Annotated in this window: 15 protein-coding genes; 12 read left to right on the top strand and 3 right to left on the bottom strand. The window is 73.2% G+C overall.

The genetic code is table 11. The features are described from left to right. The first annotated feature begins 63 nt into the window (after positions 1-63). From egtC to KGS77_RS31805, 3 genes are all read left to right on the top strand, one after another. Complete coding sequence (gene egtC / locus KGS77_RS31815) at positions 64-819, top strand: ergothioneine biosynthesis protein EgtC (RefSeq protein WP_242586646.1); 756 nt, start codon at positions 64-66, stop codon at positions 817-819. Further along, entirely contained in the window at positions 816-1778 is a 963-nt protein-coding gene (gene egtD, locus KGS77_RS31810) for an L-histidine N(alpha)-methyltransferase (protein WP_242586645.1), read from the top strand. The genes egtC and egtD overlap by 4 nt, the downstream gene beginning before the upstream one ends. Positions 1779-1960: 182 nt before the next feature. Beyond that, entirely contained in the window at positions 1961-2521 is a 561-nt protein-coding gene (locus KGS77_RS31805; RefSeq protein WP_242586643.1) for a DinB family protein, read from the top strand. 87 nt (positions 2522-2608) lie between these two features. Here the strand turns inward: KGS77_RS31805 and KGS77_RS31800 are convergent, their stop codons facing one another. After that, the gene (locus KGS77_RS31800) at positions 2609-3952 is read right to left on the bottom strand and encodes a cytochrome P450 (RefSeq protein WP_242586642.1); all 1344 of its coding nucleotides are present in this window, start codon (positions 3950-3952) and stop codon (positions 2609-2611) included. An 837-nt stretch (positions 3953-4789) separates the two neighbouring features. Between KGS77_RS31800 and KGS77_RS34755 the strand changes: the two genes are divergently transcribed. From KGS77_RS34755 to KGS77_RS31775, 6 genes are all read left to right on the top strand, one after another. Next, positions 4790-4918 carry a hypothetical protein gene (locus KGS77_RS34755; RefSeq protein WP_277994292.1) on the top strand — a complete coding sequence of 43 codons (129 nt, stop codon included), beginning with the start codon at positions 4790-4792 and terminating at the stop codon, positions 4916-4918. A 10-nt stretch (positions 4919-4928) separates the two neighbouring features. Then, positions 4929-5687: a DUF4239 domain-containing protein gene (locus KGS77_RS31795; protein ID WP_242586640.1), complete on the top strand. Its 759-nt coding sequence runs from the start codon at positions 4929-4931 to the stop codon at positions 5685-5687. Between the two features lie 406 nt (positions 5688-6093). Continuing rightward, positions 6094-6387 carry a hypothetical protein gene (locus tag KGS77_RS31790; RefSeq protein ID WP_242586638.1) on the top strand — a complete coding sequence of 98 codons (294 nt, stop codon included), beginning with the start codon at positions 6094-6096 and terminating at the stop codon, positions 6385-6387. A gap of 112 nt (positions 6388-6499) precedes the next feature. Further along, entirely contained in the window at positions 6500-6688 is a 189-nt protein-coding gene (locus KGS77_RS31785) for an antitoxin (protein WP_242586636.1), read from the top strand. Positions 6689-6813: 125 nt separating this feature from the next. Continuing rightward, a complete protein-coding gene (locus KGS77_RS31780; protein ID WP_242586634.1) occupies positions 6814-7329 on the top strand; it encodes a DUF5949 family protein in 516 nt (171 codons plus the stop codon). Positions 7330-7493: 164 nt separating this feature from the next. Beyond that, entirely contained in the window at positions 7494-8123 is a 630-nt protein-coding gene (locus KGS77_RS31775; RefSeq protein WP_242586632.1) for a TetR/AcrR family transcriptional regulator, read from the top strand. 99 nt (positions 8124-8222) lie between these two features. Here the strand turns inward: KGS77_RS31775 and KGS77_RS31770 are convergent, their stop codons facing one another. Beyond that, positions 8223-9455, bottom strand: a complete 1233-nt coding sequence (locus KGS77_RS31770; protein ID WP_242586630.1) for an FAD-dependent oxidoreductase — start codon at positions 9453-9455, stop codon at positions 8223-8225. Between the two features lie 168 nt (positions 9456-9623). After that, the gene (locus KGS77_RS31765; RefSeq protein WP_242586628.1) at positions 9624-10676 is read right to left on the bottom strand and encodes a phosphatidylinositol-specific phospholipase C domain-containing protein; all 1053 of its coding nucleotides are present in this window, start codon (positions 10674-10676) and stop codon (positions 9624-9626) included. A 178-nt stretch (positions 10677-10854) separates the two neighbouring features. On the opposite strand from KGS77_RS31765, the gene KGS77_RS31760 reads away from it, so the two are divergent. The 3 genes from KGS77_RS31760 to KGS77_RS31750 all read left to right on the top strand — a co-directional run bounded on the left by KGS77_RS31760 (position 10855) and on the right by KGS77_RS31750 (position 12455). After that, a complete protein-coding gene (locus KGS77_RS31760; RefSeq protein WP_242586626.1) occupies positions 10855-11220 on the top strand; it encodes a DUF3140 domain-containing protein in 366 nt (121 codons plus the stop codon). Next, the gene (locus KGS77_RS31755; RefSeq protein WP_242586624.1) at positions 11217-11894 is read left to right on the top strand and encodes an endonuclease; all 678 of its coding nucleotides are present in this window, start codon (positions 11217-11219) and stop codon (positions 11892-11894) included. Before KGS77_RS31760 ends, KGS77_RS31755 begins: the two co-directional genes overlap by 4 nt. A 156-nt stretch (positions 11895-12050) precedes the next feature. Beyond that, positions 12051-12455 carry a ChaB family protein gene (locus tag KGS77_RS31750; protein WP_242586622.1) on the top strand — a complete coding sequence of 135 codons (405 nt, stop codon included), beginning with the start codon at positions 12051-12053 and terminating at the stop codon, positions 12453-12455. Positions 12456-12459 lie beyond the last annotated feature (4 nt).

Below are 12459 nucleotides of genomic sequence, written 5' to 3'. Positions count from 1 at the left end.
CGGGGCGGTCCCGGGCGCGGCCCCTGCCACGGCCCGGGGCGGTAGCACCCGGCGGAGGCGCTGATGTGCCGCCACATCGCCTACCTCGGCCCGGAGGTCCCCCTCGGCGAGGTGATCGTCAACCCGCCGTACGGCCTGTACCGGCAGTCGTGGGCGCCGCGCCGCCAGGCCCACGGAACGGTCAACGCGGATGGATTCGGCGTCGGCTGGTACGCGCCCGGCGACCCGGTGCCCGCCCGCTACCGCCGGGCCGGCCCGATCTGGGCCGACGCCTCGCTGACCGACCTGGCCCGGGTCGTACGGACCGGCGCGCTGCTGGCCGCCGTACGCGACGCCACCGAGTCCGGCGCGGACGCCGAGGCGGCCACCGCGCCCTTCGCGTCCGGACGCTGGCTGTTCAGCCACAACGGCGCGGTCCGTGGCTGGCCCGGGTCGCTGGCCGCGCTCGCCGCCGGTCTGCCGCCACAGGCGCTGCTGAGCCTCCAGGCGCGCTGTGACTCGGCGTTCGTATGGGCACTGGTGCACAGCCGGCTCGCGGCCGGCCTGGACCCGGCGCACGCGCTGGCCGAGACCGTACGGGAGGTGGCCGACGCCGCCCCCGGGTCCCGGCTGAACCTGCTGCTCACCGACGGCCTGACGATCGCCGCCACCGCCTGGGGCGACACGCTTTTCCACCGCAGCGAGCCCGGCCGCTCCACCGTCGTCGCCTCCGAGCCGTACGACGACTCGCCGCACTGGACCGAGGTCCCCGACCGCACCCTGCTCGCCGCCACCCCCACCGACATCCTTCTCACCCCGCTCAAGGAGCCCACTGCGTGAGCCCCCTCACGATCACCCGTACCCTGCCCGCCGACGCCACCGCCGCCGCCCTGCGCGCGGACGTGACGCACGGGCTGACCCGTACCCCCAAGCAGCTTCCGCCCAAGTGGTTCTACGATGCCCGCGGCAGCGTGCTCTTCGAGGAGATCACCAGGCTGCCCGACTACTACCCCACCCGCGCCGAGCGGGAGATCCTGCTGGCCCGCGCCGGGGACATCGCCGCGGCCACCGGCGCCCGCACCCTCATCGAGCTGGGTTCGGGCTCCTCCGACAAGACCCGCCATCTCATAGGCGCACTGACCGGTCTGCACACCTATCTGCCCGTCGACGTGAGCGAGAGCGCGCTGGCCGCCGCGGGCCGCGCGCTGCTCTCCGACCATCCGACCCTGACCGTGCACGCCCTGGTCGCCGACTTCCAGGAGGGTTTCCCGCTGCCCGGCACGCCCGGCCCGCGGCTGCTGGCGTTCCTGGGCGGCACCATCGGCAACCTGCTGCCCGAGGAGCGCGCCGCCTTCCTGCACCGCGTACGGGAACTGCTGGCGCCCGGTGACGCGCTGCTGCTGGGCACCGACCTGGTCAAGGACGAGGCCACGCTCGTGGCCGCGTACGACGACCCGACGGGCGTGACGGCCGAGTTCAACAAGAACGTGCTGGCCGTCATCAACCGCGAGCTGGGCGCCGACTTCGACCCGGCGGACTTCCGGCACGTGGCCCTGTGGAACGCCGAGCGGGAGTGGATCGAGATGCGGCTGCGGGCCCGCAAGGAGCTGACGGCCAAGATCCCCGCACTGGACCTGGCGGTCACCTTCGCCCGCGGCGAGGAGGTGCGCACGGAGGTCTCCGCGAAGTTCCGCGAAGACGGCGTACGCGCCGAACTCGCCGCCGCCGGCTTCACGTTGTCCCGGTGGTGGACCGACCGCGCGGCCCGCTTCGCCCTGTCCTTGTCCGTACGCGCCTGACGGCGGGGGGTCCGTACGCGCCTGACGGCGGGGTGTACGGACCGGCCCGTACAGCGGCCCGGACGGCACCGGCCGGGGCGTGGATGCGCCCGGCCGGTGCCGCCACCGCTGACACCTCGTTTCCGCCCTGAGGGAAGCGGTGCTCTGGCGGGCTCCGGCCCTCGCGGAGGAACATGGGACGCATGAGTGACCAACCTGCACGGTGGAGCCGGGCGAGCGTCTACCCCGACATGTGGGCCGACCCGCAGGAGGACCCGCGCAACAACGAAGGTCCCGCTCCGGACGGCGAACTCGCCACGCTGCACGACTTCCTGACCAACTACCGACTGACCCTGCGGATGAAGTGCGAGGGACTGGACGCCGGGCAACTGGCGCGCCGGTCGGTCCCGCCGTCGACGATGTCACTGCTCGGCCTGCTGCGGCACCTCGCCGAGGTGGAACGGGACTGGCGCAACTGGATCGGCGACGGCGACCCGCTGCCGAAGCTGTACGGCGAGGGCGGCGCGGACTTCGAGGCGGCCGTCGCCGACCAGGCCGAGGTCGACGCCGCATACCGCGCTCTGGAGCGCGAACAGGCCGCGACCGACGCCGCGCTGGCCCGGCACCCGGACCCGGGCGAACGCGTGGGCAAGGACGGGATCGCGGTCCGTGAGCTGCTGGTGCACCGGATCGAGGAGTACGCCCGGCACTGCGGGCACGCCGACCTGCTGCGCGAGCGCATCGACGGAAGGGTGGGCCAGTGACGGGAGCCGGCGCCCGGCACGGTCCCGCCGGCCCAGGGCTCGGACGCGTCACGCCGTCACCGGCCCTCGGCCACCGGCCCCCGGCGTTCAGTCGGGTGTGCCGACGGCCACCGGCAGGTGCTTGAGCCCGTTCTGGAAGTTGGAGACCAGGCGGGTCGGCTCGCCGTCCGGCCGGAGGCCGGGAAGCAGGGTCAGCACATGCCGCAGCACGGACCGCATCTGGACGCGGGCGAGATGGGCGCCCATGCAGAAGTGCGGGCCGAAGCCGAAGCTGAGGTGGTCGTTGGGGGCACGGGTGACGTCGAAGCGGTCGGGGTCGTGGAAGACCGTCTCGTCGCGGTTGGCGGAGGCGTGGTAGACGACGACCTTCTCGCCCCGCCGGATCCGTACGCCGCCCAGCTCCACGTCGCGGGCGGCGGTGCGGCGGAAGTTCATCACCGGCGGCCAGTGGCGCAGCATCTCCTCGACCGCCGAGCCGGTCAGCTCCGGTGCGGCGCGCAGGCGCCGGTACTCCTCGGGGTGGCGCAGCAGGGTGAGCAGACCGCCCGGGATGCCGTTGCGCAGGGTCTCGTTCCCGGCCACCGCGAAGAGGAAGAACATGTTCTCCAACTCCGCCTCGTTGAGCCCGCCCGCCCGCATGTGGGCCATGACGCTGCCGGGGCGCGGCCGTCGTGCCAGCGCGTGGGCGTAGGCGAACATGTCGGCGAGCGCCGCGCGGGAGCGGGGGTTGACGGGGTGCCCGTCGGGGCGCAGCGCGGGTGCCGGGCGCTGCGCCAGCGCGGCCCGGGCCATGGGGCTCAGCCGCGCCGGGTCCGCGGTGCCCGGCCGCGCGGCCCCTGCGTACTCGGCGTGCTCGGTGTTCTCGGCGTGCTCCGCGCACTCGGCGTACTCCGCGTCCTGGTAGCCGATGACCCGGTTCGACCAGTCCACGAGCAACTGCCGGTCCGACTCCGGCACTCCCATCACCCGCGCCAGGGTCCACACCGGCAGGTCCGCGGCCACCGTCACGAAATCGGCCGCGCCGTCCCGTGCCACCTGCTCCACCAGTGTGCGGGCCCGCGCGTCGATGTCCTGCTCCAACTCCCGTACGGCGCGCGGGGTGAAGGCCGCGGCGACCACCCGCCGGACGCGGGCGTGGTCCGGCGGGTCCTGGTTGAGCATCATGGCGCGTACGAAGGCCAGGTCGGCCTCGGTGTCGGGGTCACGGATCTGGGTGGCGCCCAGGTATGAGGAGTAGCACCCGGGCGTACGCAGCACGTGCTTGACGTCGGCGTGCCGCAGCACCGCCCAGTAGCCGGGCCCGGCCGGCCAGCCGTCGACCGCGGGTTCCTCGATCCAGCACACGGGACGGGTGGCGCGCAGTTCCCGGAAGAGGCCGTAGGGGACCCCGTCGGCGTAGGTCCGCGGGGTGAACACCTCAACAGCAGTCACGCACACGACCGTACGATATTTCCAACCTTCGAGGGAATCAGTCGTACGACATGGCTGGACGTGCCCTGCACCGCGCAGGATCTCCGCGTGGACGCACGACTTGGAGCACGCCGGATATCCCGGACCCGTCGAGGAGTACGCCAACGGGCGCGCCGCGCGGGCCCACCGGTGACGGCCCTCGGAACGCCGCTCGGTACGCACCGGCCGACGAGGTGGGGGGCGACGCTGGCCGCGGTGGCCGCGCTGGCCGCGTTCCTGGCGCTGGGCACCTGTGCCGCGTTCACCGCCGTGGCCGCGGGCGGCGGACCGGCGTCCCCTTCGCCGGGAACCGGGGCCGAGCGCCTCTTGTCGCGGGCCGGGCCGACGCCTCCCTCGTCGGGGGCCGGTGGCGGCGGATCGCACGCCCACGACGGGAACGGCAACTGTTCGTGGGCGGGGACGAGACCGCCGGACTGCCCCACGTTCCCGCCGCCCCCGCCACCACCGTGCCCGCCGTCGCCGACGCCTCCTCCCGTACCGCCCCGTCCGCCGCACCCGCCCCGTCCCCCTGCGCCGCCACGCCCGCCGCATCCACCGGCCCGGCCCCGCCCCCCGGCCCCCCAGCCGCCGCCTCCGGCCACCCACCGGCCCGCCCGCCCCGCGCCGCCACCGCCGGCTGCCGCGCCGCCGCCCCGCCCCGCTCCCCCGCAACCGCCCCCGAAGCGTTCCGCGCCCCCTCCCTCCGCACCGCCTCCCGCCCCTCCGGCCCCCTCTCCCCCGGTCCCGCCCTCCGCCACACCGCACCGGCTGTACCACCACACGGTGGCCGCCCGTCACCGGCACGGCAAAAGGTCGCTGGTGACCACGACCCTGCTGATCACCGCACCGGCCGTGCTGGCCGCCGCGGCGCTGCGCCCCCGTTCGAGCTCCTCGAACTCCTCCAGCTCCCCGTCCGGTTCCGGCTCGGCCGGGCGCCGTTCCTCCTAGGAGGTTGTCCATGTCCGAATGGCTGGTGCTGTCCCTCGCCATGGCCGCTGCCTGCGGCGTCGTCCTGGCCATCACGGTCCTCAGACAGCGCCGGATCGGCGAGGACGACGATCCGTCCGAGACGCCCGACGTCATCGAGTACATGACGATGATGGTGGGGGTGGTGTACGCGATCGTGCTGGGCCTGGCCATCGCCGGCGTCTGGGAGGCCCGCGGCGCCGCGCAGGACACCGTACGGACCGAGGCGCAGGCGCTGCACGAGGTCAGCGCCCGGGCCCGGGTGTATCCGCAGCCGGTCCGGGCGCGGATCCGCTCGGACGTCGACCAGTACGTCAGCCATGTCGTCCACAAGGAGTGGCCGGTCCTGGCCGGGCAGGGGAAGCTCACCGGGCGTGGCGCGGACCTGCTGGCGAAGGTACGGGCCGATGTCAGCGACTACCGGCCGCGCGACAGCTATGAGGAGCAGTCCTACCAGGGCATCATCGATCAGGTGGGGGTGGCGGACGGGGCCCGCAGCGCCCGCGGTGACAGCGCCGGGGCGACCCTGCCGCCGGTGGTCTGGTTCGGGCTGCTCTCCGGCGCGGCCGTCACCATCGGCCTGATCTTCACGCTCCAGATCCGCCGCTCCGGGCGTGAGCTGCTGATGGCCGGCCTGTTCAGCGCCCTGATCGCTTTTCTGCTCTTCCTGGTGTGGGACTTCGACGCGCCCTTCAGCCGGGGCCTGACGGCCACGGCGGAGCCCTTCACCGATCTCTTCCCGCACGTGTGACGCCGACGGGCGCGGCGTACGCCGTGCGGACACAGGAAAGCGCCCCGGCCGGTTGGGGGGAACCGGCCGGGGCGCTTTGTTGGGGCACGAGCCCCGTCACCGGTCGCCCGGTGCCGGTGCGGTACCTGGGCGGGGGGTCCCGGTATCGCACGGTAAGTTCAAGTATAAACCATCGCATGTTCGTTTCGTGAATCCGGGCCAGGGGCTTGATCGCGGGCGGCGACCGGCGATGACGGGCCACGGTGAGTCGCGGTGAGTCGCGGTACATCCTGGATAAACCCACCATAGTGAGTGAAACTGTGCGGACATCCAGGACGAACAGGCCCAGCGGGCCGCCGCCTCGACGCGCCCGGTCGCACCGGCGCACCGGCGCGGCGGCCCGCGGGCGGCGGAGAGGCGGAGCGCGATGACGTGGGCTTCATGGACGACCAGCGGCGTCATCGCCGGGGCCGGCGGGGTGGTCACGGACGAGATCGGAGTGATCACCGGAGAGCTGACCGTCCACACCACCTGGACCGAGGACCAGGCGCACATCGCTGTGCAGTACACCGGCGCACTGGACTGGTTCACGCTCACCGGAAGCCCCGTACCGGCTCATTCCGAGGCACACAGCAGAGCGGTCCACCAGGCCGCCGTCGATGCCGTCCGGGCGGGCGGCGGCGCCGTCGCACCGGCCGTCGCCTCCCCTGCGCAGCGGTGACCGACGGGCCGCGCCGGGCGGCCTCGGGCGGCGTTGGGCCATCCGGATGCGGACCCCGCCGGGTGCGGCGACCCTGGAGATGAAGGGGGCGTGCACGGCGAGGAGGACGACCATGTCGATGATGGACAAGCTCAAGCAGATGCTCAAGGGCCACCAGGAGCAGACCGGCAAGGGCATCGACAAGGCGGGCGACGCCTTCGATCAGCGCACCGGAGGGAAGTACAGCGGCCAGGTGGACTCCGCCCAGGACAAGCTCAAGGACCAGTTCGGCCGGAGCGGGGACGACCGGCCCCGGCACTGACGGACGAACGGGCTGGGCCGTACGTGTGAGCGGCCCGCCCCGTTCGGAGTAGTTGGCCAAGACACTCCGCCGACCGGGTGAAATGGGCGCACACCGGCACTCCACCGGCCGCTAGGGTCCCGGCCATGACTTCTACCCAGTCCGCCGGCGGCACCATCCGGCACAGCCAGTTGGGCACCCTTGTGATGATCGGATGGAGCGGTGAGAACGCGCAGGACGGGAACGACGTGCCCTTCCTGCTCACGTACTCCCTGGGCAACGGAAAGGACGGTCCGCAGGCCGGCATGGCCGCCATGGAACAGCTCATCCGGCAGATCGGGCTGACCATCGGCAACGAGCTGCTGGACGGCTCGCGGGCGCCGGGACTGCCGCTGACCCTCCTCGTGGAGGGCGGGCAGGCGGTCCTGACGACGCCGCACTTCAACGCGCAGTGCACGGTGCCGCAGGAGTGGCTGGCCGCGGCGCGCGCCCGCCGTCAGGTCTACGCGCTGTTCGCGACCCGCCCGTGGCCGGAGGCGGTGCCCGGGCGTCCCGTGGGCGAGGAGGCGCTGAAGCGGTTCGTGGCCAACGAGGACGTGCTGACCACCTCGGCGCACTGCCTGCTGCCGGTGCGCACCCTCCAGGGCAGCAACGCCCAGTAGGAGCGCGCCCTCGCTGCGCCCGTGGCTCCGGGCCGCCGTCCGGAGCCGGTCGGCCCTCCCGCTCTCCCGCTGCGCGCCCCGGTGTACGGTCTGGTGTGACCGTCACCGCGTTGTGGCCGTCACAGGGCCATGGGCAGCGGAAACAGGGCAGGGGTGGCGTCACCATGACTCGTCGGCGGGGTACGGACACCGGCGCACCGACCTTCACGGAGCAGGCCCGTCGTCGGCAGCTCGTCGAGTGCACGATCGACCTGATCTCCACCCGGGGCTATCCGGCGACCTCGCTGTCGGCGATCGCCGAGGAGGCCGGCATCTCCAAGGCCGCCGTCCTCTACCACTTCTCTTCCAAGGACAACCTGACGCAGGCGACGCTGGCACACGTGCTGGAGCAGTTCACCGCGTACGTCACCGAGCGCGTGGAACGGGAGTCCGATCCGCGGGCCGCCGTCGTGGCCTACGTCCGGGCGATGATCGGTTACCAGCAGGCCAACCGCCGTCATGTGCGGGTGATCACCGAGATGCTGCTCGACGACCACGGCGGCACCCGGCTCAAGACACCCGGCTCGCACGACACCAACGACCGCATCGGCTCCCTGGTCCGGCTGCTGACGGCCGGTCAGGAGGCGGGCTCACTGCGGGATTTCGACGCCCGTACGGTGGCGCTGGCGATCGGCGGTGCGATCGACGGCGTGATCTCGCACTGGCTCGCCCATCCGGACCTCGACCTGGACGCCGCGGCCGACGAGTTGGAGCACTTCACCCTCAACGCCATCGACCGCCGCGACCGGTCCTGACCACAGCCGCTCCGGATCACGGTTGCTCCGGGTCACGGCTGCTCCCGCCGCGTACGTCCCCGGTGGGCGCGGCGGGAGCGACGGGACCGCCGCGCCCGGTCAGGGGCGGGCGAAGCCGGGCGCGTGTTCGGCGCGGACGCCGATGCCGCCGAGGTAGCCGGTCACCGTACGCAGGGCGGGCCACCGCCGCAGAAGCCGCAGCGGCACCGGCAGCCGGTCGCCGTCGAGCGTCCCCTCCAGGGCGGGCAGCAGCACCGCCGCGTGCTCGCCGCGCTGCGCCCCCTGCACCAGGGACACCGGGAGCCCCCGCCGGCGCTGTACCCGCGCCAGGTCCGGTACGCCGACGGTGCCCCGGCGCAGCGGCCCGGCCAGGATGCGGGCCGCCGCCACGGCGTCCTGCACCGCCAGGTTGACCCCCACGCCGCCCACCGGGGACATGGTGTGCGCCGCGTCCCCGATGCACAGCAGGCCGGGCCGGTACCAGCGCGGCAGCCGCCCCATGGTCACCTCCAGCAGCTTGACCTCGTCCCAGGAGCCGATCGCACCGGTCACCTCCCGGTCCCAGCCGAACAGGGCGCCGATCCGGTCGCGGAACCACTGGATGTCGTGTGCCCGCAGCGCCCGGTCCCGGCCCTTGGGGATCAGGTACGAGGTCTGGTAGTACCCGCCGCGGTCCATGGTGACCGCCGCCTGCCCGCCCCCGAAGCGGGCGAAGACCCGGCCGTCCTTGATGTCACCGGCGGCATCGCGCGGCACCGGGACCCGTACGTTCCACACGTCCATGGGCACCTGGAACCACCGCGGCCGGAGTCCGGCCAAGCTCCTGACCAGCGAGTCGCGGCCGTCGCAGGCGACCGTCAGATCGGCCGCCAGTTCACCGGTCCGGCCGTCCGCGTCCACATGGCGCACCCCGGTCACCCGGCCGGCCTCGGTACGCAGGCCGGTGACGGCCGTACCCATCCGCAGCGTGAAGGAAGGCTCCTTGGCCGCGGCGTCCGCGAGGAGGCTGAGGAAGTCCCACTGCGGGACCATGGCGAGGTATTTGTGGCGGCCGGGCAGCCGGCGGAAGTCGGCCATCACCACGGTCGTGCCGCCGATCTCCATCCGCATCTCTTCGAGCCGGCGGGCGGGCAGCGCGCCGAACTCCTCGCCCAGCCCCAGTTCGTCCAGGAGCCGCAGCGTCGAAGGGTGCACGGTGTCCCCGCGGAAGTCGCGCAGGAAGTCCCGGTGCTTCTCCAGAACGGTCACTTGGACCCCGGCTCTGGCCAGCAGCAGTCCGAGCATCATGCCCGCCGGGCCGCCACCCACCACACAGCACGTCGTACGTTCCACGCTTGCTCCCCTCTCCTGAGGGGAAAAGACTAACCGATCGGTCAGCTAACTGACCGATCGGTTAGTACTGTGCCGCAAAAACCTCCTCCACGGGCGGGGGGAAGGTGTGTTCAGCGCGCGACCGCGCCGGAACCGGACGCCGACGATTCGGTGATCTGCGAGGGACGGCTAACCCCGGGTACCCCGCGGCACCACGGTCTTGAGGACCTGCGGCAGCGGGTACCAGTCGGCGGTGGCGAAGCTGGCGTGGGCTGCGGCCAGTTGGTCCACGCGGGCGCGCGCCTGGGCCTCGGTGGGCCTGGTGCCGTCGATGACCGGGGGCACCTTGTGGGCGTCGGTCATGATCAGCAGGTAGTGCCGGGTGTCGTACCAGGCGGTGTCGACGGTGCCGTTCATGTACGCCGCGGCGTCCCCGTCGAAGACCACGAACCAGGGGCGCAGGGCCGGGTCGGCGTAGCGCTCGCGCGGGTCTCCGGGGGCGGCGCGGTGCACGGCCGGGAAGGCGGTGGCCTGCGCGAGCTCGCCCTGTGCGGCGAGGTCCTTGAGGTGGGTGGCGTACTCGCGGTCGGTCCAGAGCTTGTCGAGCGGGTTGCCCTCCTCGACCGTGCCGGGGATGAGTTCGAAGAGGAACTTCCCGGCGAGCGCGGACCGCTCGGGCCAGCCGTCGGCGCGTACCGCCTCGTCCAGGGTCGCGTGCCGCCCCACCAGGTCGCCGGGCCCGTACACGGCGTCCCCCAGCTTGCCGCGGACCAGCGCGTCGAACGCGGCGGGCCCCCGGCCGCCCCGGGCGTTGAAGCCGTCCTTCATCTCGACCTTGACGACGATCGGGCGGTGCCCCGGGTTGGCGTCGTGCCAGGCCCTCATGTCGGCGAGGCAGCCGGCGAAGTCCTGGTCGCGGGGCTTGGTGCGCAGCTCCGCGGGGCCGGCGGCGTTCACGCAGTTGCTGTTGTTCCCCAGCGGGTTGGCGTGCGAGACGCGCCAGGACCTGCCCAGCCCGTTGGTCCACACGTCGAGTTCGACGAGCCCGGCGCCGGAGTCCAGGGCATCGGCGAAATAGGGGTACTTGCCCTTCTCGTAGGCGTTGTGGACGCCCACCGCCGTGGTCTTGTCGTACGTCCCGGCGGGCGCTGCCACCGCCGGGCCCATCGTCGCGATCACCGCCGCCGCCGCGACCGCCGCGGCCCCCGCACTTCGCGTTCTGTTCACGCGCCCCACCCTCATGTCTCTCATAGGTCACTGTGGTCGAACGGGCAGCAGCGTACGGGGGTTGCCGGACGGGCTGTTCACCGGGTGTGGTGCCTGGGCCAACGCTGCGTACGGTCAGGTTTCCGCCCGCGGACCGGGGGGCACACAGGCGGGCGTACGAGAGCACCGACCCGGCCGACCGGGAGGCACCACCATGGCGGAAGACCCGATCACCACGGACCCCGCGACGGAGCCCGAGAGCGACGCGCTGTGGGACACGTTCCACCGCGTGGTCAACATGACCTCGCCGGAGCTGGCCACATGGCTGCGGACCAGCGCCGCCGAGGAGAACAGCGAGGAGGTGCCCGACCTCGCGGGTCCGCCCGTGGGCCGGCACGTCCTGGCGATCTTGCAAAAGCGCCGTACCGACCTCACCGACGAGGACATCACCTGTATGCGTGAGGTCATCGACGAGGTGAACGAGCGCCTGAGCACGGCCCCGTCCGACGCCGCGCAGCGACCGGAGTGGCGGCACGCCCTGATGTCGCTGGGCCACGATCCGCTGCGCGAGGGGACGTGAGCGGCGGCGGCACGGCCAAGAGCACGGCCAGCACCGTCCGCGCGCTCCTGGAGGGCCACGGACAGACGTACGCCGCCGAGGCCGGCATCCGTCTGAAGGACACCCCGCAGCCGCTGTACCGGCTGCTGGTGCTCGCCGTTCTGCTCAGCGCCCGCATCCGGGCCACGACCGCGGTGGCGGCGGCCCGGGCGCTGGCCGACGCCGGGCTGCGGGACGCGCGGCGGATGGCGGACGCCACCTGGCAGGCGCGGGTGGACGCGCTCGGCGAGGGCGGCTACCGGCGTTACGACGAACGCACCGCCACCCAGTTGGGTGACGGGGCCCGCCTGGTGCTGGAGAAGTACGGCGGCGATCTGCGCAAGCTGCGGGACGCGGCGGGCGGCTCGACCGGGCGGCTGCGCACGCTGCTGCGCGAGGTGCCGGGGCTGGGTCCGACGGGCATCGACATCTTTCTGCGCGAGGTGCAGGCGGTGTGGACCGCGCTCGCGCCGTACCTGGACGCCAAGGCGCTGGACGGCGCCCGGCGGGTGGGGCTGCCGGGTGACCCGGACGCCCTGTGGAAGGCCGTACGCACGGCGGACCGGACGGCGGAACCGGCCGCGCTGGCCGCGGCGCTGGTCCGGGTGGCGCTGGACGCACAGGCGGCCCGGGACGTACGGGAGGCGGGGAGCTGAGCGCCCGTACGGCCGCCGCGCCCTGCGTACGGGAAGCCGGCGGTATGCCCCGTACCGCCTGCCCGGGCCCCGGCACCCACGTGTCAAACGCCTGGCCGCGGGGCACCCGGACCGCACGACCACCCGCACAACCACCCGGAAGCGGAGGTGAGACCCGTGCCAGGACGGCAGGAACTGCCCTCGACCCTGGGGCGCTCACCCGAGGAAGCCCAGCGCACCTGGATCAAGGCGCACGACTCGGCCGTGGAACAGTACGGCGAGGGTGAACGGGCCCACCGCGTGGCCTACGGCGCCCTCAAGCACACCCACGAGAAGGTCGGCGACCACTGGGAGCGCAAGGAGAAGGGCCGCAAGGGCCCCTCCGACCCGCAGTCGGCCAGGCCGCGGCAGCAGGGCGGGCGCAGCGGCGAGGGCGTGGACGAGCAGTCCTCCAAGGAGCATCTGTACGACCTCGCGCAGCGCCTGGACATCGAAGGCCGCTCGCGGATGTCCAAGCCGGAGCTGCTGGAGGCCATCCGCAAGGCGAACCGTTCGCGGACGCGCCAGGCCCGGTCGGAGTGAAGCC

Source organism: Streptomyces sp. MST-110588 (assembly GCF_022695595.1).
Classification (GTDB): domain Bacteria; phylum Actinomycetota; class Actinomycetes; order Streptomycetales; family Streptomycetaceae; genus Streptomyces.
The sequence above is the reverse complement of the archived record's forward strand: the minus strand, read 5'-3'. Positions and strand labels throughout refer to the sequence as shown.